The sequence below is a fragment of the Methylobacterium sp. 2A genome, from assembly GCF_009806555.1.
GTDB lineage: Bacteria > Pseudomonadota > Alphaproteobacteria > Rhizobiales > Beijerinckiaceae > Methylobacterium.
On record NZ_VUOK01000036.1, the window covers coordinates 63,091 to 83,837 of the forward strand.

Sequence of the window (20,747 nt, forward strand, 5' to 3'; positions counted from 1 at the left end):
GTATCAGGCGAGCCGGAAACAGATTCCGATTATCCTGCCGCGTGATGGCGCGAGCCCGGAATCGCCAGGAGGTTCAAGGGAATGGATTCCACGGTCGAAGGGCAACCGGATTTTCTCACGCTCTCGGTCGACATCGTGTCGGCCTTCGTGAGCAACAATCCGGTCCCCCCACCGGAGCTGCCCGGACTGATCGCCAAGGTTCACGCAACCCTGCACGAACTCAGCCGGCCCGCGTCCGCGCCGGCCGAGGACCTGCGGCCCGCCGTCTCGGTCCGGCGCTCGGTCCAGCCCGACTACATCGTCTGCCTGGAGGACGGGAAGAAGTTCAAATCCCTCAAGCGCCACCTGCGCACGCACTACAATTTGACCCCGGACGAATACCGCCAGAAATGGGGGCTGCCCCCCGATTATCCGATGGTCGCGCCGAACTACGCCGCGGCCCGGTCGAGCCTCGCCAAGAGCATGGGCCTCGGCCACCAGCGCCGGAAGGGGTGAGGGCGCGCCCCGGTCCACAGGTTTCCGGCGCCGGTTAGGTATCGGGCAAGGGGCGCTTGCGAGGGTTCGGAACGCGTCCACGCCCCCGAGACCCGATGCCCGGCAAGCCCAGCCCCGTCGCCCGCCTGTTCTGGACGGCCGTGATCGGCGGCCCGCTCGCGCTCTGGTACGGTCCGCCCGCCCTGGCGGCCACGGGGTTCGCGCTGCTGTGCGTGTGGCTGCGCCATCTCGGACGGCCGCGCCGGTTCCGCGCCCGGGTGCGCCGCATCGCCCGGGCGCACGGGGAGACGCTGGCCCTGCGGCGGCGGCAGGAGAGTTTTCGCGACGCCTACGGCAACTGGATCGAGGACGGCTGGCTGCGCGAGCGCGACTACTTCCTCGACCGCACGGTGCTGCCTCAGATCGGCCCGCGCGACGCCGATCTGGCGATAACCGAGCGGGACCGGATGCTGGCGATCGTCGAGGCCGAGGCGGCTGCGGTCGACCTGCCCGAGGAGGAGGACGCCCCGGAGGACGGGCTCGACTACGAGCGCTACTGCGCCGAGCGCCTCGCCCGGGCGGGCTGGCGGGCGCACCGGACCCCGGCGAGCGGCGATCAGGGCGCCGACATCGTGGCGGATCGCGACGGCCTGCGCCTCGTCGTGCAGTGCAAGCGCCTGACCAAGCCCGTGGGCAACGCCGCGGTGCAGGAGGCGGCCGCGGCCCAACGCTACTGGGCGGGCGACCGCGCCGCGGTGGTGTCGAATGCCGGTTTCACGCCGGCCGCCCGCCGGCTCGCGGCGGCGACCGGCGTGCTCCTGCTGCACCATGACGGGCTCGACGCCATCGACCTCGCGCAGGCGTGAGGCCGGTTCGCCGGGCAACCGCGCTCAGAGCACCTTGAGCAGCGCCTCGGCCCCCGAAGCCTCGGCCTTCGAGGGCGTCTCCTCGACGTTCAGGATCTTCACGACCCCGTCCTCGACCAGCATGGAGTAGCGCTTCGAACGCATCCCGAGGCCGAAGCCGGTGCCGTCCATCTCCAGGCCGATCGCCTTGGCGAAATCGGCGTTGCCGTCGGCCAGGAACTCCAGCCCCTCGGCGCCGCTCGCCTTCGCCCACGCATCGAGCACGAACACGTCGTTGACGCTCGTGACCGCGATGGCATCGACGCCGCGACCGAGAATCTCGTCCTTGTGGGTGACGAAGCCCGGCAGGTGGTTGCGGTGGCAGCTCGGCGTGAAGGCGCCCGGGACGCCGATCAGCACCACGCGGCGGCCCTTGAACACATCGTCGGTGGTGCGGGCGATCGGGCCCTCCGGGCTGTTCACCCGGAACGTGGCCTGGGGCAGATGGTCGCCGACCTGGATCATCGCGGGTCCCTCGTTGCTGCGCAGATGCGTTCGCGCGCCTGACCTAGCGTGGTCGGCCGGGCCTGTCGAGCAATCGGTCTTCCGACGCGCCTGATACGTCCGAGACCGCTCTATGCTTCGCGGCAGCCGCCCTCGGCCAGACCGTACGAAAAACGCTTGAGACGATCGGCTCGGCGCTTGTTTTCGGGCATGGCACAGGCGCCGGGTCCCGATTTTTGGAGTGGACGGCGTGAGCGATTCACGATTCAGTTGAGGACAAAGCCGAGGCCGACCGGCTGAAAGCCGTTCACAACGAGCGAACAAAATTGTCCGCGCCCTACATGAACGGCGTCGCGATCGCAGCGATCGCCATCGGCGGCTTGTCGCCGAGCGCGCAAAATCACTTCGAAACGATGAGCGATCTGGAGATCGGGCTGTTCGTCGTGAAGCTGTTTCTTTGCCTCCTAGCCAGCTTCGGCCCACATCTCGGAGCGAGCTATCTCCTCCGGAGGATTCGATGACTTGGCCCCAGCTTGCGACCGTAGCCGCTTTCCCGGTCGGCGCCCTGATCGTCGGCTTCGGCGCCTTGCGGCCTCAGCCGACATCTTGAGCTGCTCAGCGGCTAGCTTGGCCGCGTCGGCGATCAGTTTGTGCTGCTCGGCGACGAACTTGTTCGTCTCCTCCTGCGCCCGCTGGATCTGGGCGCGCTGCGCCTCGATGTCGAAGGCGGCCGGCGTGGCGGCATCTCCCATCGGCATGGCTCCTTCAGTGTTCGCCGGTTCAGGCCGGCGGACGGCTCAACGCGCGGGCAGGCACATACTGGAGCCGCCCGTCCGCAGAGTCGACAGGGGCTTCCCGGTTCCGCCGGGCCGGGAGGACGCGCGCTTTGTCCGCTGGACAAGCCGGGGGCGGCGCGTAGCATGGGCACATGCAGAAGCCAGCGTCGCCCACGCGCTCCGCGCTCTCCGGCCCCGACTTCCTCGACGGGCAGTTCCTCGTGGCGATGCCCGGCATGGTCGACGAGCGCTTCGCCCGCTCGGTGATCTATGTCTGCGCCCATTCCGCCGACGGGGCGATGGGCATCATCGTCAACAAGGCGGCCACCGACATCAGCATGCCGGACCTGCTGGTCCAGCTCGACGTCGCCCCCGAGGCGGATGCGATTCGCCTGCGCGAGCGGGTCGGGCACATGCCGGTGCTGATGGGCGGGCCGGTGGAGGGCCGGCGCGGCTTCGTGCTCCACACCGACGACTTCCACATCCAGCAATCGACGCTGATCATCGACGACGGCATCTGCCTGACCGCCACCGTCGAGATCCTGCGCGCCATCGCCAGCGGCGAGGGCCCCGCGAGCGCCGTGCTGGCCCTGGGTTACGCCGGCTGGCAGGCGGGCCAGCTCGAGAGCGAGATCATGGCCAATGGCTGGCTCAACTGCCCGGCCGACCCCGAGCTGATCTTCAACACCGACCTCGACGCCAAGTACGAGCGGGCGCTCCGGGCCAACGGCATCGATCCCGCCATGCTGTCCACGACGGCCGGCCGGGCCTGACCGGCTCGGCCGGCGGTTACTCCGGAACGGCGTCGCCGCCGCCGGCCGCGTCGGGGTTCATGCCCTCCACCGCCGGCCTGGACCGGGGCCGGCTGCGCGGGGCCACCGCCGCGGTCGGCACCGCCGTGTTGGCGCCGAGCCGGGTCGCCAGGGCGAGCGCCCGGTTCTCGCTGAAGCGCAGGTGGCAGAAGCCGTGCGTGCCCTCGCGGGCGTAGCCGCGGCAGAACTGCTCCCGGTCCGACGAGAAGGCCGCCTGCTCGGTCACGATCGGCCGCACGTCCTCGCGCCGGGCGCGCTGGGTCATGAGCTTGTAATTGTCGCGCACCGCCTTGTCGGCCACGCCGCGCGCCGTGTCGAACTCGCCGGCCCGCGGGATCAGCGCGGCGGGGGCCGGGCCCCACAGGCCGATCGGAGTCGTCGCGCAATCCGCGGCCGAGAAGGTGCAGACCGGCCCTGAGCCCAGCGTCGAGACCAGGACGCCGCCCTCGGCCACGTCGAGGCGCAGCGGGCATTCCGCCCCGGCCGCCTCGTAGCGCGGCACCCCGTCGGGCTTGCCCTCGGAACTCAGCGTGACGGGATTGCCCCCGCCGAGCGGCACCGTGCAGGATTCCGTCGGCTGCGAGATCTTGGTCCCCGGCAGGGTGATCCGGGCCGTGACGGCGTTGCCCGACCGTTCGAGCTTCAGGGACCCCGAGGTTCCGTTGAGCTGCAGATCCTGCCCGATCACGCCCTCCTCCGAGGGTGCCTTGAGCACCACCGGACGGGCGGGGGCCGGCGGCGCCCGGGGCGCCTCGGGGGCCGCCGGCTGGCCCGGCTCTCCGGGAGCCCCCGGCGGCGGGGCCGGGGGCGCCTCGGGCAGGCCCCGGGGCGGCACCGGCGGCCGCTCGGGCCTGATGCCGAACAGGCGCTCGAAGAAGTTCTGCGCCCGCGCCGGCGGGGCCGCGAGCAGGGCGGGAGCCGCGACGGCGAGCGCCAGGACGGGGAGCAGGAGGCTGCGGGTCGGGCGCATCGGGCTCTACGACGGGGACACGAATTGGCGGGGCCACGCGCAACCCCTTGTCGAAGTGTTAACACGCCGTCGATGGCGCCGACGTGGCAGCGAAGCAACAAAATGCAACCACGCCATCCGGCGCATCCGCGGATCACGGAAGGATTATCGAGGCCGTCGAATGCGTTAGCGTGGAAGCGCGTGGTCGGCGCCGACAGGCAGACTTCGCCTTGCGAGCCCGTGGCGGGCTTCTTATATCGCCCTCGACGCGGGATTGCGCGCTGGATTTCAGCCGTTCACGGCCCTTGATCCGGCCCGGGTCCCATACTCACATCACCCCCGTACACCGCCATGGGCCGAGCTGCTTCGGGGCTCGGCGGTCTGCTTGAACGCGACACAAAGAGGGATCCCACCATGGGTAAAGTTATCGGTATCGACCTCGGCACCACCAATTCCTGCGTGGCCGTGATGGAAGGCACGCAGCCCAAGGTCATCGAGAATTCGGAAGGCGCCCGCACCACGCCGTCCATCGTTGCCTTCACGGATGACGGCGAGCGGCTCGTCGGCCAGCCGGCCAAGCGCCAGGCGGTCACGAATCCCGAGCGCACGTTCTTCGCCATCAAGCGGCTGATCGGCCGCACCTACGACGATCCGCTGACCCAGAAGGACAAGGGCCTCGTCCCCTACAAGATCGCCCGCGGCGACAACGGCGACGCCTGGGTCGAGGCGGACGGCAAGAAGTATTCGCCCTCGCAGATCTCCGCCTTCACGCTGCAGAAGATGAAGGAGACCGCGGAGGCCCATCTCGGCCAGCCCGTGACGCAGGCCGTCATCACCGTCCCCGCCTACTTCAACGACGCCCAGCGTCAGGCCACCAAGGACGCCGGCAAGATCGCGGGCCTTGAGGTGCTGCGCATCATCAACGAGCCGACCGCGGCGGCGCTTGCCTACGGCCTCGACAAGAAGAAGTCCGGCACGATCGCGGTCTACGACCTCGGCGGCGGCACCTTCGACGTGTCGATCCTCGAGATCGGCGACGGCGTGTTCGAGGTGAAGTCCACGAACGGCGACACCTTCCTGGGCGGCGAGGATTTCGACAACCGGGTCGTCGAGTACCTGACCTCCGAGTTCAAGAAGGAGCAGGGCATCGACCTGACCAAGGACAAGCTCGCCCTCCAGCGCCTCAAGGAGGCCGCCGAGAAGGCCAAGATCGAGCTGTCCTCGGCGACCCAGACCGAGATCAACCTGCCCTACATCACCGCCGACCAGACCGGCCCGAAGCACCTCGCGCTGAAGCTCAGCCGGGCCAAGTTCGAGTCGCTCGTCGACGATCTGGTGCAGCGGACGATCGAGCCCTGCCGCAAGGCGCTCAAGGATGCCGGCGTCTCGGCCTCCGAGATCGACGAGGTGGTGCTGGTCGGCGGCATGACCCGCATGCCCAAGATCCAGGAGGTGGTGAAGTCCTTCTTCGGCAAGGAGCCGCATAAGGGCGTGAACCCCGACGAGGTCGTGGCGATCGGCGCCGCCGTGCAGGCGGGCGTGCTCCAGGGCGACGTCAAGGACGTGCTGCTCCTCGACGTGACCCCGCTGTCGCTCGGCATCGAGACCCTGGGCGGCGTGTTCACCCGGCTCATCGACCGCAACACCACGATCCCGACCAAGAAGTCCCAGACCTTCTCGACGGCCGAGGACAACCAGAACGCCGTCACGATCCGGGTCTTCCAGGGCGAGCGCGAGATGGCGGCCGACAACAAGCTGCTCGGCCAGTTCGACCTCGTCGGCATCCCGCCGGCCCCGCGCGGCATGCCGCAGATCGAGGTGACCTTCGACATCGATGCCAACGGCATCGTGAACGTGACCGCCAAGGACAAGGCGACCAACAAGGAGCACCAGATCCGCATCCAGGCCTCGGGCGGCCTCTCGGACGCCGATATCGAGCGCATGGTCAAGGACGCCGAGGCGAATGCCGAGGCGGACAAGAAGCGGCGCGAGCTGGTCGAGGTGAAGAACCAGGGCGAGAGCCTGATCCACGCCACCGAGAAGTCGGTGACCGAGTACGGCGACAAGGTCCCGGCCTCCGACAAGGGCGCCATCGAGACCGCGATCACCGCGCTCAAGACCGCGCTGGAGGGTGACGACGCCGAGACCATCAAGGCCCGCACGACGGACCTGATGCAGGCATCGATGAAGCTCGGCGAGGCGATGTACGCCGCCAACCAGGCGGCGGGTCCCGAGGCCGGAGCCGAGGCGCATGCCGCCGAGAAGAAGGACGACGTCATCGACGCCGACTTCCAGGAAGTCGACGACAAGGACCAGAAGAAGCGCGCATAAGGGCACGCGTGGTTCGGGAACGGGGCCGGAGCGATCCGGCCTCGTTCGCTGTCGCGCGGTCACGGGTTTCGAAAGGGACAAGTCCCTTTCGCGGGTGCAGGGCAGAGCCCTGCCGTCGGGCAACGCCCGAGGCGTCGGGATTTCACCCCGACACCCCACCTAAAGGGCTGAGCCCTTTGGAAACCCCGATGACGCGCGGGTCGGATTGTCCGGAGACGGGGTCGGATGTCGAAGCGGGACTATTACGAGATCCTGGGGGTCACCAAGACCGCCACGGAAAGCGAGCTGAAGGTCGCCTTCCGCAAGCTCGCGATGACCTATCATCCCGACCGCAATCCCGGCGACAAGGACGCCGAGATCAAGTTCAAGGAAATCAATGAGGCCTACCAGTGCCTCTCCGACGGTCAGAAGCGTGCCGCCTACGACCGGTTCGGCCACGCGGCCTTCAGCCAGGGCGGGGGCGGCCCCGGATTCGGCAACGAGTTCGGCGACTTCATGTCGGACATCTTCGACAACTTCTTCGGTGACGGCCGCGGCGCCGGCGGCGCCCGCGGACGCGGCGGCGCGCCGGGCCGCGAGCGCGGGGCCGACCTGCGCTACAACCTGGAAATCACCCTGGAGGAGGCCTTCAACGGCAAGGCCGAGACCATCCGGATCCCGACCTCGGTGACCTGCGAGGCCTGCGACGGCTCCGGCGCCAAGCCGGGCTCGAAGCCCCGGACCTGCCAGACCTGCGCGGGTTACGGTCGGGTGCGGGCGGCGCAGGGCTTCTTCGCCATCGAGCGCACCTGCCCGAACTGCCACGGCCGCGGCGAGATCGTGGATGATCCCTGCACCGCCTGCCAGGGCGCGGGCCGGGTCAACCGCGAGCGCACGCTCTCGATCAACGTGCCAGCGGGCGTCGATGACGGGCTGCGGATCCGGCTCGCCGGCGAGGGCGAGAGCGGGCTGCGCGGCGGCCCGCCCGGAGACCTCTACGTCTTCCTGTCGATCAAGCAGCACGAGTTCTTCCAGCGCGACGGCGCCGACCTGTTCTGCCGGGTGCCGATCTCGATGGTGACCGCGGCGCTGTCGGGCGAGATCACCGTGCCGGTGATCGACGGCTCGCAGACCCAGGTGCGCATCCCCGCGGGCACGCAGACCGCCAAGCAGTTCCGCATCAAGGGCAAGGGCATGCCGGTGCTCCGCTCGCGGGAGGTCGGCGACCTCTACATCCAGGTCTTCGTCGAGACCCCGCAGAACCTGACGAAGCGCCAGCGCGAACTCCTGCAGGAGTTCGACCAGTCGGCCTCGCCCGAGAATCACCCGGAATCCGCGGGCTTCTTCTCGAAGGTGCGGGACTTCTTCGGGGGGGCGGTCCGCCCCTAGCGCCATGCCTATCGCGCTGCGAGGGGCATGGCTCCAGGCCTTCGTTTTGACGCGCTCTCTTCCGCCGAACCGGTATCCACTTCGGTGGAGAGCGCTCCGGGGCCGGATCCGAAACCCCGGCGGCCCGTTATGCATGCGGCCCCAGCGTGGCACACTTACCCTAGGCGCCGCCGTGGCTTGGCTGTAAGACAGCGCGTTCCCCTAGCCATTCATTCTCATTCGGCATCAAGGAATCAGGACTTGCCGCCGCTGCGCCGTTCCACCGCGAAGGCTCCTGCCACCCGGAGCGCGATTTTCGGGCCGCGGCGCGACCCCTTGGAGGACGAGGCGCGGTTCCTGCGCTCCTGGCTGGAGCGACCGCTCGTCACCGGCGCGGTGACGCCCTCCGGCAAGATGCTCGCCCGCACGATGGCGTCCTACGTCGATCCGCGCCGCGAGGGCCCGGTGGTCGAGCTCGGCCCCGGCACCGGTCCGGTCACCGAGGCGCTGATCCGGCGTGGCATCGCGCCCGAGCGGCTGATCCTGGTGGAGTTCAACCCCGATTTCTGCAGCCTCCTGATCCGCCGCTTCCCCGGCGTGACGGTGATCCGCGGCGATGCCTACGACATGCGGGCAAGCCTGCGGGACGTGCTGACACAGCCCGCCGCAGCCACGATCTCGAGCCTGCCGCTGTTCACCAAGCCGCTGGAGCAGCGGCTCGACCTGCTCAACACCGCGCACGATCTGATGCAGCCGGGCGCGCCGTTCGTGCAGTTCACCTACGCGGTGGTGCCGCCGATCCCGGCCCGCTGCGAAGCCGGCAGCTACACGACCGACCGGTCCAATCGGGTTTGGCTGAACCTGCCGCCGGCGCGGGTCTGGGTCTACCGCCGGCCCTGAGCTGAACACGGCCTGAGCGAACGGCTCACATTTGCGTCAACTGCCGGGTGTAACACCTGGGGCACGGCCGGTCGCGACATCGCGGTCGGCGTGGAGCAGGAGGACGCCGATGTTCACCAAGACCGCACGCACCTGTCTGGCCGCCGCTCTGGCGGTCGGAGGACTGGCCGTCGCGGCGCCGGCGATGGCCGCGCCGCTCGGGATCGACGCCGGGTTGCATCGGGGTGCCGGCGATGTCGTGACCGTCCAGTACGGCTACGGTTACGGCCCCCGTCACCACGGCTGGCGCGGCCATGGCGGCTTCGGCCCACGCCATCACGGCTGGGGGCGCGGGCATCATTACGGCTGGGGTCATCGCGGCTTCGGGCCGCGGCACCATCATCACGGCGGCTGGGGGCATCGCCACGGCTACGGCCGCTGGTAAGGTCACACGACGGCCGGTCGGAAAAATCCTGGCCCCCGCAGCACCCGACCCCTCCCTCCCCCTTTGCGGGGGAGGGAGACGCGCGAATCCTTCAGGCGTCCCGTCCCAGGCGCAAGCCTTCGACCCGACGCCCTACAGCGCAATCTGCTCCCGGACCTTGATATCCGGACTCGACGCGCCGCAGGTCGGCAGGCTCTCGACCGGGCCGTGGACCGCCGAGGTCGTCGCCGACAGGTCGTGGTAGCAGACGCAGCCCTCGGCGAAGTAGTGGTGCACGAGCGCCTTGCGGGAGCGCGTGATGTCCGCCCGGGCCGAGCCGCCGTGCAGCAGGTTCGCGTGCCAGAACAGCACGTCGCCCTTGCGGGCCGTGAAGTATTCCGGCTGCGCCCCGTGCGCCCGGATCTCCTGCTGGATCGCCGGCTCGTAGTGCTCGACATAGGCGCCGTAGCCGCGCTGCTTAAAATCCTCCGGCGAGATGCCGACATCGTGGCTGAACAGGTACGGCAGGCGGTGCGTCCCGGGATAGTAGACCAGCGGCCCGGAATCCGCATGGATGTCCTCCATGGCGATCCAGCAGGCGGCGAGATAGCCGACCGGGTAGGTCGTCATATGGATCGAGTCGGAATGCTCGGCCTGCTGGCTGCCCTTGTGGGACGCGATGGTCTGGAACGGGATTGCCGGGCGGCCCAGCACCAGGCTGCTGAAGTTGACCAGCACCGGGTGCTTGAGGAGCCGGTCGATCGCCTCGACCTTCAGGTGGGGGTTGAGATAGCGGCCGGGATGCGGATCGTCCTCGGCGGCCTTCTCGGGGGCGAGGGTCACGTCGCCCCGGGCGATCGCCGCCTCGTAGGCGCCCCAGGTCTCGTCGATCGTCTCGGAATCGATGGCCCCGCGCAGCACGTAATAGCCGTGCGCCTCCCAGAACCGGCAGATCTCGGCCTGCCTGGGCGTGATCTCCCGCCGCGCGACGCGGCGGTCGATGATCGCCTGCGCGTCCGGCTGGTCGAGCCAGGGGCTCGGACCGGATTCCGGGAAATTTTCCGCCCGAAAAACCTTGATGCAGCCGATATCGACGGGGATGTCGGCATCGACCACGAACGGGGGAGGCGGGGGCGGCGCGTTCCGATTGCGCGCGGGGGGCCGGTTTGATCGCGTCAACGTGCGCGCAAGGTCCGCGACGCGGCGGAACGTTCGAGCCATCACATCCTCCGCCCGACAGGCAAGGTCACCCCTTCCGTGGCGCGGGGTCAGCGCGAGGCGTGCGACGCGTTCACGAAATCGTTAGCAAGCTCGCGACTCGACCCTTAACGGACGGTTAACAAGCCCCATCTGGCGGGTCCGCACCAGCGCGGATAGCGCCTGGGGCGAGCGGCGCCGGTCAAGTCAGGCGTTGGGTCAACGCTCCGATGGCGGCCTGCCGACACCGACGGTGTCGAGGATCGCCGGACGTTCCGCCGCCGGCGCCTCGCCCATCCGGTAGGCCGCCCGCAGGGCCGCCTCTGCCCGATCCGCGGCGGCCTCGTCAGCCGCGTGGACGATCCCGAGCAGACCATTCGAATCACCGGGACCGGCAAGATCCGTGAAGCCGACCCGGGGATCGATGGCATCCTCCGGTCGGGTGCGCCCGCCGCCGAGCTCGATCACCGCCAGGCCGATAGCCCGCGTGGCGATGCCCGCCACCGTCCCGGCCAGATGGACCGGCCGCCGCACCGGCGCGGCGGGCAGATGTCGTTCGGGCTCGTCGAGGAGATCGGCCGGTCCACCGAGCGCCGCCACCATCTCCGCAAAAGTCTCGGCCGCGCGGCCCGAGGCCAGGACCGCTTCGAGCCGCTCGGCGGCGCCGGCCGCATGCCGGGCGAGGCCCCCCGCCACGAGCATCTCGGCGGCGAGCGCCAGCGTGACCGCGTGAAAGCGCGGCTCCCGGCGCAGGCCCTTCAGGTAATCGATCGCGTACGCGACCTCCACGGCGTTGCCGGCGGCACTCGCCAGCGGCGCGTCCATGTCGGTGATGAGGGCCGTCGTGCGCAGGCCCGCCCCCTCCGCCACCGTGACGATGCTCTCGGCGAGCGCCCGCGCCTCGGGCAGGGTCGCCATGAAGGCGCCGGAGCCCTGCTTGACGTCCATCACCAGCCCGTCGAGCCCCGCGGCGAGCTTTTTCGACAGGATCGACGCGGTGATGAGGTCCAGCGACTCGACCGTCCCGGTGACGTCGCGGATCGCGTAGAGGCGCCGATCGGCCGGGGCGAGGTCGGCGGTCTGGCCGATGATCGCGCAGCCGACGCGGCGCACGACCTGCCGGAAGGTGTCGAGTCCCGGGGCCGCGTCGTAGCCCGGGATGCTGCCGAGCTTGTCGAGCGTGCCGCCGGTATGGCCGAGGCCGCGTCCTGAGATCATCGGCACGTAGCCGCCGCAGGCCGCCACCATCGGGGCCAGCACGAGGCTCACCGTATCGCCGATGCCGCCGGTGGAGTGCTTGTCGAGCACGGGCCCCGGCAGTGCCCAGCTCAGCACCGTGCCCGAATCCGCCATGGCCCGGGTGAGCGCCACCCGCTCGGGCAGCGCGAGGCCGCGGAAGAACACCGCCATCGCGAAGGCCGCCGCCTGCCCCTCCCCCACGGTGCCGTCCGTCAGGCCCGCGATGAAGGCTCCGATCGCCTCCGGTTCGAGCGGCAGGCCGTCGCGCTTGGCCCGGATGATCTCCTGCGGGAGACGCATGCTCACAGCCCCCGGGCCTGCATCAGGGCGCCGAACAGGCTGCTCGCCCCGAGGCGGAAGGTTTTTGGCGTCACCCAGTCTGCTCCCATGATCCGGTCGGCGAGCGCCAGATAGGTGGCGGCGTCGGCGACGCTGCGCAGGCCGCCCGACACCTTCAAGCCGGCGGGACGGCTGCGCGCCTTGATCTCGGTCAGCATCGCCTCGGCGGCTTCCGGGGTCGCCGAGACCGGGCTCTTGCCGGTCGAGGTCTTCAGGAAATCGGCGCCCGCCTCCAGGGCGAGGCGGCTCGCCGCCCGGATCGTCTCCGGGTCGCCGAGTTCGCCCGTCTCCAGGATCACCTTGAGCGTTGCGGTGCCGCAGACGTCGCGCACGGCCTCCACCATGTCGCGGGCCAAAGCCGCCTCGCCCCGCATCAGGGCGCGATAGGGCAGGACGAGGTCGATCTCGTCGGCGCCGTCGCGCAGGGCCTCGGCGGTGTCGTCGGTGGCCCGGGCGCAATCCGCGCCGCCTTCGGGGAAGTTGATCACACTGGCGACCCGGATCCCGGTTCCGGCGAGCGCCCGGGCCCCCTGCTCGATGAAGCGCGGCCAGACGCAGATCGCCGCGACGGAACCCGCCTTCGCGTCCCGGCACAGGGCGTCGATCTTCGTCTCGGTGCAGGTCTCGCCGAGGTCGGTGAGATCGAGGAGCGGCAGCGCCCGGCGGGCGACCGCGCCGGTCTCGGAATCGGTCATGGCGCATCTCCGTCGGGCAGATCGGCCACGAAGGCCCGGATCAGGCGGCCGAGATCCTCCGCGGCCCGGGCCGCCACCGCCTTGGTCTCCGCATGGTGCGGGGCGCCCCCGGCGATCCCGGCGGCGAGGTTGGTCACCACCGAGATGGCCGCCACCGGCAGGCCGAGGAAGCGGGCCAGGATCACCTCGGGGACCGTCGACATGCCCACGAGATCCGCCCCCAGGATGCCGGCCATCCGGACCTCGGCGGGCGTCTCGAAGCTCGGGCCGGAGAACCACGCGTAGACCCCCTCCCCGAGCGGTACGCCGCAGGTCCCGGCCGCCGCGTGCAGCCGCGCGCGCAGGTCCGGTTCGTAGGCGTCGGTCATCGGGACGAAGCGGGCGTCGCTCGCCTCGCCGATCAGCGGGTTGAGGCCGGAGAGGTTGATGTGGTCGGCGAGCAGGACGAGGCTTCCGGGGCCGGTCTCCGGCCGCAGCGAGCCGGAGGCGTTGGTGAGCAGCAGGCGCCGCGCCCCGATTTGTCGCGCGCAGGCGAGCGGCAGGCGCATCACGGCCGGGTTGCCCCGCTCGTAGGCGTGCGCCCGCCCCTCGAAGATCAGGACGGGTCGCCCCGCCAGGGTTCCGCGATGGAGCCGGCCCGCATGGCCGCTGACCCCCGCCCCCGGGAAGCCGGGAATCGCCGCATACGGGATGGAGACGGCCTCTTCCAGGCCCTCCGCGATCCCGCCGAGGCCGGTGCCGGTCACGAGGGCGCAGGCGTAGTCCCCCGAGAAGCCGGCGGCGCGCAGGGTAGCGAGGGCGGCCGCCTCACTCACCGAGCGTCTCCGGCCCGAAGGATTCGGGCAGCAGCTCGGCGAGCGTGAAGCTCTTCGCGATGCCGTCCGGGGTGGCGGCGTGGATCGGCGTGTCCGCGCGCGCGAATTCCCGGATGCGCTGGCGGCAGGCGCCGCAGGGTGTCACGAGGCCCGCGCCCTCGCCGCAGACGAGGATTTCCGCGATGCGCCGCCCCCCGGCCGCCACCATGGCGGCGATCGCCCCGGCCTCCGCGCAGGTCCCGACCGGATAGGCGGCATTCTCGACGTTGCAGCCGGCATGGATGGCGCCGTGCTCGTCCCGGAGCGCCGCCCCGACCCGGAAGCGGGAATAGGGCGCGTGCGCCCGCTCGCGCACCGCCCGGGCAGCCGCCAGCAGGGCCACCCGATCATCCGCCCGTGCCGAATCCAAAGCCTGCATGGCCGATCTTTGGCACCCGCCGGGGCGGCCTGTCGAGGGTCGTGGCGGGCTCGCGGAGCACGCCATCGCAATGGGGGCTTGTCCCAGCCTTCATGAATGCGTGGCCGCGGATTATGTACAGAACCCTGTACGGCAGGGGATGCGCATGGGTCAGATCAGCGACACGGAGTTCCGTGCGCACCGCGCCACGTACCTCGATCGTGTCGAGAAAGATCGGGCAGAGCTGATCGTGACCCGGCAGAACCGCCCGGACATGGTGATCATGCCCCTGGCCGAGCTGAACAGCCTCCGCGAGACGCTGCACCTGCTCTCGACGCCCACAAACGCCCAGCGTCTCCTCGACAGTGTCGCACAGCTTGAGGCCGAGGCCGGTGCCGAGCATGGCCTCATCGAGCCGTGAAGCTCGTCTGGTCGGCGAACGCCTGGGAGGATTACCTGCACTGGCAGCCGACCGACCGGGACACGCCTGCCCGCATCGATGACCTGATCAAAGCCAGCCTGCGAACGCCGTTCGCCGGCATCGGGAAGGCCGAGCCTCTGAGGGCAATCTCAAAGGGTGGTGGTCACGCCGGATCACGGGGGAACACCGCCTCGTCTATCGCGTGAAGGGCGTCGGGGACGAGCAGGTGCTCGGCATCGCCCAGTGTCGATGGCACTACGACATCTGAGATCAACGCTTCAGCGCGCCGCCGGCCCTGCGCCGAGGAGGCCCGCCGCCTGCTGCAGGGCCGCGTCGTCCCGCGGGCCGATCAGCGCGTAGGCGGTGTCGCCCGCATTCCAGGAGACGATGTCGCCCTCCTCGGAGCCGGTGAGCGCCGCCGGGCCGCCACGGATGCCGCGGGTGGCGAACAGCGATGCCTCGCCATACGCGCCCGCCTCCAGGGCGACCTCGATGCCGGTGCCGTGCCGGGCCGGGAAGATCTGGATGTCGCGCACCCGCCAGCCCTCCGGCAGCGCGGGCAGGTCGATGCCGGTGACGGCGCGCAGGCGCGCCCGGTCGTAGACCGGCCCGTCGGCCTCGCCGCTGATGCTCTTGCGCAGCTGCGCCACCGCCCGGGCCTGACGGGCATCGGCGATCAGGGCCGGGTCCGGCGTCGCCGCCAGGGTGTCGGGCACGCCGAACCGGCCGATCTCGTCATGGGCGAGCCAGCCCGCGCCGACCAGCACCGCGATGGCGGCGGCCCGCTTGAGGCGCGAGGCGACCCGGCGCCAGCGCAGGTTGCGATCGAAGCGGCGGGCGAGCGCGACGGTCCGGTCGGGTCCGGGACCCGGAACCCGCTCGAAGCACGCCCGCAGGGCATCGCGATCGTGCATCTCGGCCATCACCCGGGCGGCGGCGGCCGGATCGGCGGCGAGATGGGCCTCGACCTCCAGGCGGCGCATCGGGTCGATCTGCCCGTCGACGAAGGCGATGAGATCGTCGTCCGTGATCGGATCAATCATCGTGAAGTCCTCGGTGCCAGCGTGCCCGGGATTGCGCCGCCCTTCAACGGCGGCGGCCCCGGAACCTCAATGACCGCATGGTGGATTGGGAAAACCGGATGCCGCGTTCCCGCACCAGGCCGCAGAGCGATCCGCCGGTCGCTGTCGTCAGTCCGCGCCGGCGCCGGGGACTGACCGATTCGCAACAACCCGGCCTCAGCCCTCCCCGGCCGCGCGCCGGAGGGGCCAGACGGACCGGCCCGGCGGCGTGTCGGACACGACGAGCCTGAGGGCGGAGGGCGGTCCGCGCCGGGTCTCCGGAGCCCGCTCGCCGTCCTGCGCCTCGCCGGAGGCCCGCTCGGTCCGCGCGCCCTCCTCGAAGGCCCGCAGGGCGGCCCGGCCGCGGCCGAGGCGGGACATCAGCGTCCCGATCGGGATGCCGAGCACCGAAGCCGCGTCGGCATAGGCCATGCCCTCCAGGGTGACGAGGTGCAGGGCGGCGCGCTGCTCCTCGGGCAGGGTGAGGAAGGCCTTCCGGATCTGGGCGAGGCGCACCTGCCCCTCCTGGGCCGGGGGGGCCATGTCCTCGGCCATCCGCACCAGCGTGTCGGCGTGGCGCGCCTCGACCTGCCGGCGGCGCTGCTCGTCGATGAAGGCATTGTGCAGCACCGTCATCATCCAGGTGCGCAGATTGGTGTTCGGGCGGAGCGTGCCCTGCATCTCCAGGGCGCGCACCAGCGTGTCGTGCACGAGATCGTCGGCCCGCAGCGCGTCGCGGGTGAGCGACCGGGCGTAGCGCCGCAGGGGCACCAGCAGGTCGAGGAGATCAGGGCGCTTCTGCTTGTCCGATGCCATGGAACGTGAACGCGTCGCCCCGGCACCTTAATCCCGCTCGACTGTCTTGCGGTCTTCAGGCCCGATCGAGGGCGGCCGCGATGCCCGAGATCACCCGCGGGTCGGTGGGCTCGACCTGCGTGGCGAAGGCGGCCGCGAGGGTGCCGTCCCGGGCGATCAGGTACTTGTGGAAGTTCCAGCGCGGCGTCTCGGCCGGGCGCTCGGCGGCGGCCCACCGGTAGAACGGATGGGCGCCCGGCATCTTCACGTGGGTCTTGGCGGTGAGCGGGAAGGTGACGCCGTGATTCTTCCGGGCGGCCTCCGCGATGGCGGGACCGTCGAGCGGCTCCTGGTTGCCGAAATCCGGGGACGGCACGCCGATCACCGTCAGGCCCCGGCCGCCGAAGCGGGTCCACAGGGCCTGAAGGCCGGAGAGCTGCCCGGCATAGCCGCAGGCCGTGGCGGTGTTGACCACGAGGATCGGCTTGCCCGCATAGGCCGAGAGCGGCATCGGTCCGCCCTCCGGCGTCTCGAAGGCGAAATCGGCGGCCCGGGCCGATTCGGCAGCGCGGGCGCCGCCGGCCAGACCGGCGCCGATCAGGATCAGGGCCTCGCGGCGCAGCAGCATCATGACGTCAGCCTCCCCGAACGCAGGTCGCGGAACGCGGCAGCGGGTCCTACGTTTCGTCCGCCGGGGCGATCGATTCGCCGCAGGGCCGTGCCGCGCATCATCGTCTGCCAGAAGCCGCGGCTCGGGACGAGGCCCTAGAGCCAGCCCTTTTAAGGTGTTTGCGGAAGCAACGAGACAGGGGCCAAGCGCACTCTCCTCCCCCTTGTGGGGAGGAGTTGGAGGTGGGGGTGGTGCAGACGGCACCGCTGCGCCTCATCCTGCACACCCCCACCCCTGGCCCCTCCCCACAAGGGGGAGGGGAAAAGGCGGTGCGCTTTCAGGATGTTAGAGCCACGACTTGCGATTTTCGCAGCTAGCCCAAACACCTTAAAAGGGCTGGCCCTAGAGCGCTCTCCACCGAAGAGGACACTGGTTCGGCGCAAGAGAGCGCATCGAAACAAAGGCTTAGAGCCGCGCACGATTGCAACGCGATCGGTACACGACAGCGCATCGCGCCGGGGTGATCCGATCCAATCCCCTGATCCTGAGGTGACCGCGGAGCGGGCCTCGAAGGAGGGCTCCAGGAATCGCAGGTCCATCTGGAGGGCTCCTTCGAGGCCTCCGCTCCGCTGCGGCACCTAAGGATGAGGGGGTGGGTTGGACAACCGACCCAAAGCGTCCGAATTCGTGTCGTGTCCCGTGTGCAACGCGATCGGGCACGGCCCTAAGCCGCGCGGACCGTATCGAGGAAGCGACGGACCTCCGCGTCGAGCCGCTGGGCCTGGGTCGAGAGGCCGGAGGCTGAACCCAGGACCTGCGCGGCGGCGGCTCCGGCTCCCTCGGCGGCGCGGGCAACGCCCGCGATATTGCTCGTGACCTCACCGGTCCCGAGCGCCGCCTGTCCGACGTTGCGCACGATCTCCTGCGTCGCCGCGCCCTGCTCCTCGACCGCTGCGGCGATCCCGCTGGCCAGCACGCTGATCTCGCTGATGCGGTTCACGACGATGGTGATCGCGTCCGACGCATCCCCGGTCCAGGACCGGATCTCCCCGATCTGCCGCGCGACGTCCTCGGTCGCCTTGGCGGTCTGGCCGGCCAGTTCCTTGACCTCGGTCGCCACCACGGCGAAGCCGCGGCCCGCCTCCCCGGCGCGCGCCGCCTCGATCGTGGCGTTGAGTGCCAGGAGGTTGGTCTGTGCGGCGATGCCCGAGATGAGGTTGACCACGTCGCCGATCCGGGCCGCACCCGCGCGCAGCGTCTGCATCAGGTCCGCGGACTTCTCGGCTTCCGCGACGGCCGCGTTGGCGAAGCTCGCCGAGCCCTGCACCTGCCGGCCGATCTCCGAGACGGAGGCGCCGAGCTGCTCGGCCGCCGCCGCCACCGTGCCGACGTTCGAGGCCGCCTCCTCGGCCGCCGAGGCCACGGTGACCGATTGCTGCGCGGTCTGCGTGGCGGCCGCGCTCATGCTCTCGGCAGTGGATTGCAGCTGGGTCGCCGCCGCCGCCACGGCGCGCACCACGTCGCCGACCGCCGCCTCGAACCGGTCGGCCAATTCGTGCATGGCGGCCCTCCGCTGCCTCTCGACCGCCGTCCGCGCCTCGGCCGCCTCCGTTTCCAGCTCCTTGGCCCGCGCGAGCTTATCCCGGAAGACCTGCACGGCGTCGGCCATGGCCCCGACCTCGTCGCGGCGGCCGACGCCCGGCACCACGACCGACAGGTCGTCGGCGGCGAGCCGGGTCATCGTGCCCGTTATCGCGTGGATCGGCCGGGCTATCCCCCGTTGCAGGATGGTCAGCGCCGCCAGGGCAATCATCGTCATCGCACCCAGCCCAATCAGGCTGGCGGAGCGCGTCGCGATCACGGCCGCCGCAGAATTCGCGAACCGGGCCTCCATGAGCGTGCGCTCGACCTGCGCGATCTCGGCCAGCTTCGCGCGCAGGCCGTCCATCGACACCTTGCCGGCTCCGGAAGTCTCGATCCGGCGCGCCGCCTCCCGTGTCGCCTCGTCCTGCATGAGGGCGAGTTCCCGGTCCGCGATATCATGGGTCCAGCGGTCCGCGAAGGTCTTCAGATCCGCGAGGCGTGCCTGCTGGTCGGGATTGTCGGCCGTCAACCGATGCGCCGCCGCGAGGGCCACCGTGAATGTCTCCCGGCCGGCCCGCTGCGGCTCCAGGAAACTCGGATCCGCCGAGAGCAGGTAGCCGCGCAGGCCGGTCTCCCGGTCGACCATCGCGATGCGCATCCGCTCGACCTCGGCAAGCAAGGCCTGCGTATGCTCGATCCAGGTCTCGGTCTCCTGAATCGCACCGATATTCCTGAGCGATACCGACGCGACGACGAGCGTCACGACGAGCATCATCCCCATGACGAGCGCGATCTTGATCCTGATCCTCAAATCCACCCACCGAATTGTCATATGCCCTGCCCCCCTGAGAACATCATCGTCACGCGGAGACAAAGTCCGCGATGCGCTAGGTATAGTTTTTCAAATCATGCTGTCCAGATCAACAAATATACAGATTATGTTCAATTTATCCAGAACATACGCGCTCGGATCGGTGGCCAGTTCTGTTCACGCCAGATATAAACCCGATCAACCCCTGCGGCGATAACGACCAATAAGCTTTCACAGATCGACATCACGGATCGCTTGTCACTGATACGCCTGCTGCAAGTCGATCGTGCAGTCCTGGCCGACCCGCCCGTAATTCTCCGCGAGCCATGCCTGCGCGGCGGCGCGGCCCTTGTCGCGCAGGCGCTTGAACACGGTCCAGCGGGCGTCGAGCTTCGAGGCGGCGTTGTAGTCTTCCAGGGCGTCGGTGCCGTCGATCCGGTGCACCAGCACCCGGCGATACTGCCCCTGGCCGAGAGTGCCCTCCTCGATCAGCCCGTCCAGGAAGTCGATGGCGCGCAGTTCCCGCATCAGGTTGGCGTTGAAGGTGATCTCGTTGAGCCGGTCGCGGATCTCGCTCTCGGTGCGCGGCGTCTCCCGCCGTTCCACCGGATTGATCTGGACGAGCAGGATGTCGCGGGTCTGGGCGCCGCGGTGCAGCGGATAGAGCGGCGGGTTGCCGAGATAGCCCCCGTCCCAATAGGGTACGCCGTCGATCTCCACCGCCTGGAACACGGTCGGCAGGCAGGCCGAGGCCATGAGGTGATCGACGGTCAGGCGCTCGCGTTCGAACACCGCCAGCTTGCCGGTCCAGACATTGGTGGCCGAGACGAACAGGCCCGCCGTCTCGGCCTCGCGCAGGCGCTCGAAATCGACCTGCTCGGCCAGCGCCTTGCGCAGCGGGTTGATGTTGAGCGGGTTCGACACGTAGGGGCTGGGCGAGAGCATCTTCGACCAGAACTCGGCCACCGGATTGCCCTTCCACAGGCTGAACAGGCCGCTGACGAAGTGGCGCTGGGCGGGGCCCAGGTCGCCGTCGAGGCTGACCTCCCGCCAGAACCGCTCCAGGCCCTCCCGGGCGCCGTCGGGGCCGCCCTTGAGCCAGCCATCCACCAGGACGACGGCGTTCATCGCCCCGGCGCTCGCCCCGGTGACGGCCTCGAATCCGAGCCGCCCGTCCTCGATCAGGGCGTCGAGCACGCCCCAGGTGAAGGCGCCGTGCGCGCCGCCGCCCTGAAGCGCGAGGGCCACCGGCTTCTCGGCCCGGGGACCCGCCAGCATGCGGCCCGACGCAGGCGCGGACTGGGCGTCGATCGCGTCGGAGACGGGGGTCTCCGGTACGGCGGTGACGGGATTGTGCGGCTCGGCGCCGCCGGACTGCTCGCTCATCTCAGCCTCCTGTCAGGGCCGACAAGATGGGCATGTTGCGGTGCAGCATCAACGGC

At 70.2% G+C, this 20,747-nt stretch carries 21 protein-coding genes and 1 pseudogene; 10 read left to right on the forward strand and 12 right to left on the reverse strand.

The genetic code is table 11. The features are described 5' to 3' along the window. Positions 1–81 precede the first annotated feature (81 nt). Both FVE89_RS18005 and FVE89_RS18010 read left to right on the forward strand, forming a co-directional pair. Positions 82–495, forward strand: coding sequence for a MucR family transcriptional regulator (locus FVE89_RS18005; RefSeq protein ID WP_160535329.1), 414 nt, complete (start codon positions 82–84; stop codon positions 493–495). A gap of 95 nt (positions 496–590) precedes the next feature. Beyond that, positions 591–1,340 carry a restriction endonuclease gene (locus FVE89_RS18010; protein ID WP_160535330.1) on the forward strand — a complete coding sequence of 250 codons (750 nt, stop codon included), beginning with the start codon at positions 591–593 and terminating at the stop codon, positions 1,338–1,340. Between the two features lie 24 nt (positions 1,341–1,364). Here FVE89_RS18010 and FVE89_RS18015 read toward each other — a convergent pair whose 3' ends face one another. After that, positions 1,365–1,844, reverse strand: a complete 480-nt coding sequence (locus FVE89_RS18015) for a peroxiredoxin (protein ID WP_160535331.1) — start codon at positions 1,842–1,844, stop codon at positions 1,365–1,367. Between the two features lie 305 nt (positions 1,845–2,149). On the opposite strand from FVE89_RS18015, the gene FVE89_RS18020 reads away from it, so the two are divergent. Beyond that, complete coding sequence (locus FVE89_RS18020; protein WP_160535332.1) at positions 2,150–2,344, forward strand: hypothetical protein; 195 nt, start codon at positions 2,150–2,152, stop codon at positions 2,342–2,344. Positions 2,345–2,751: 407 nt separating this feature from the next. Then, a complete protein-coding gene (locus FVE89_RS18025; protein WP_160535333.1) occupies positions 2,752–3,372 on the forward strand; it encodes a YqgE/AlgH family protein in 621 nt (206 codons plus the stop codon). Between the two features lie 16 nt (positions 3,373–3,388). Here the strand turns inward: FVE89_RS18025 and FVE89_RS18030 are convergent, their stop codons facing one another. Next, positions 3,389–4,381, reverse strand: coding sequence for a hypothetical protein (locus FVE89_RS18030; protein ID WP_160535334.1), 993 nt, complete (start codon positions 4,379–4,381; stop codon positions 3,389–3,391). A 393-nt stretch (positions 4,382–4,774) separates the two neighbouring features. On the opposite strand from FVE89_RS18030, the gene dnaK reads away from it, so the two are divergent. From dnaK to FVE89_RS18050, 4 genes are all read left to right on the forward strand, one after another. Continuing rightward, the gene (gene dnaK / locus FVE89_RS18035; protein ID WP_160535335.1) at positions 4,775–6,691 is read left to right on the forward strand and encodes a molecular chaperone DnaK; all 1,917 of its coding nucleotides are present in this window, start codon (positions 4,775–4,777) and stop codon (positions 6,689–6,691) included. Positions 6,692–6,916: 225 nt separating this feature from the next. Further along, a complete protein-coding gene (gene dnaJ, locus FVE89_RS18040; protein ID WP_160535337.1) occupies positions 6,917–8,059 on the forward strand; it encodes a molecular chaperone DnaJ in 1,143 nt (380 codons plus the stop codon). Between the two features lie 240 nt (positions 8,060–8,299). Next, positions 8,300–8,938 (forward strand): phospholipid methyltransferase, encoded by a 639-nt coding sequence (locus tag FVE89_RS18045; RefSeq protein WP_160535339.1) that lies wholly within the window; start codon positions 8,300–8,302, stop codon positions 8,936–8,938. A 109-nt stretch (positions 8,939–9,047) separates the two neighbouring features. Then, the gene (locus tag FVE89_RS18050; protein ID WP_160535341.1) at positions 9,048–9,362 is read left to right on the forward strand and encodes a hypothetical protein; all 315 of its coding nucleotides are present in this window, start codon (positions 9,048–9,050) and stop codon (positions 9,360–9,362) included. A gap of 132 nt (positions 9,363–9,494) precedes the next feature. Here the strand turns inward: FVE89_RS18050 and FVE89_RS18055 are convergent, their stop codons facing one another. The 5 genes from FVE89_RS18055 to cdd form a co-directional block, all read right to left on the reverse strand. Further along, positions 9,495–10,562, reverse strand: a complete 1,068-nt coding sequence (locus FVE89_RS18055; RefSeq protein ID WP_160535343.1) for a phytanoyl-CoA dioxygenase family protein — start codon at positions 10,560–10,562, stop codon at positions 9,495–9,497. Positions 10,563–10,757: 195 nt separating this feature from the next. Further along, a complete protein-coding gene (gene deoA / locus FVE89_RS18060) occupies positions 10,758–12,077 on the reverse strand; it encodes a thymidine phosphorylase (RefSeq protein ID WP_160535345.1) in 1,320 nt (439 codons plus the stop codon). Between the two features lie 2 nt (positions 12,078–12,079). Continuing rightward, on the reverse strand, positions 12,080–12,811 hold the full coding sequence (gene deoC / locus FVE89_RS18065) for a deoxyribose-phosphate aldolase (RefSeq protein WP_160535347.1): 732 nt from the start codon (positions 12,809–12,811) through the stop codon (positions 12,080–12,082). Continuing rightward, entirely contained in the window at positions 12,808–13,626 is an 819-nt protein-coding gene (locus FVE89_RS18070) for a purine-nucleoside phosphorylase (protein WP_160535349.1), read from the reverse strand. The genes deoC and FVE89_RS18070 overlap by 4 nt, the downstream gene beginning before the upstream one ends. Further along, positions 13,619–14,044, reverse strand: coding sequence for a cytidine deaminase (gene cdd / locus FVE89_RS18075; RefSeq protein ID WP_160535350.1), 426 nt, complete (start codon positions 14,042–14,044; stop codon positions 13,619–13,621). The genes FVE89_RS18070 and cdd overlap by 8 nt, the downstream gene beginning before the upstream one ends. Positions 14,045–14,189: 145 nt before the next feature. Between cdd and FVE89_RS18080 the strand changes: the two genes are divergently transcribed. Then, positions 14,190–14,444 (forward strand): type II toxin-antitoxin system prevent-host-death family antitoxin, encoded by a 255-nt coding sequence (locus FVE89_RS18080; protein ID WP_160535352.1) that lies wholly within the window; start codon positions 14,190–14,192, stop codon positions 14,442–14,444. Then, positions 14,441–14,712, forward strand: a pseudogene (locus FVE89_RS18085) (Txe/YoeB family addiction module toxin). The gene FVE89_RS18080 and the pseudogene FVE89_RS18085 overlap by 4 nt, the downstream one beginning before the upstream one ends. A gap of 10 nt (positions 14,713–14,722) precedes the next feature. Here FVE89_RS18085 and FVE89_RS18090 read toward each other — a convergent pair. From FVE89_RS18090 to FVE89_RS18110, 5 genes are all read right to left on the reverse strand, one after another. Next, positions 14,723–15,487 (reverse strand): anti-sigma factor, encoded by a 765-nt coding sequence (locus tag FVE89_RS18090; protein WP_160535354.1) that lies wholly within the window; start codon positions 15,485–15,487, stop codon positions 14,723–14,725. A 195-nt stretch (positions 15,488–15,682) separates the two neighbouring features. Continuing rightward, positions 15,683–16,321, reverse strand: a complete 639-nt coding sequence (locus FVE89_RS18095) for a sigma-70 family RNA polymerase sigma factor (RefSeq protein ID WP_160535356.1) — start codon at positions 16,319–16,321, stop codon at positions 15,683–15,685. Positions 16,322–16,376: 55 nt separating this feature from the next. Further along, positions 16,377–16,931 (reverse strand): glutathione peroxidase, encoded by a 555-nt coding sequence (locus tag FVE89_RS18100; protein ID WP_160535358.1) that lies wholly within the window; start codon positions 16,929–16,931, stop codon positions 16,377–16,379. A 703-nt stretch (positions 16,932–17,634) separates the two neighbouring features. Further along, positions 17,635–19,311, reverse strand: a complete 1,677-nt coding sequence (locus tag FVE89_RS18105; protein WP_342389699.1) for a CHASE3 domain-containing protein — start codon at positions 19,309–19,311, stop codon at positions 17,635–17,637. A 252-nt stretch (positions 19,312–19,563) separates the two neighbouring features. Continuing rightward, on the reverse strand, positions 19,564–20,691 hold the full coding sequence (locus FVE89_RS18110; RefSeq protein WP_160535362.1) for a patatin-like phospholipase family protein: 1,128 nt from the start codon (positions 20,689–20,691) through the stop codon (positions 19,564–19,566). Positions 20,692–20,747: the final 56 nt, after the last annotated feature.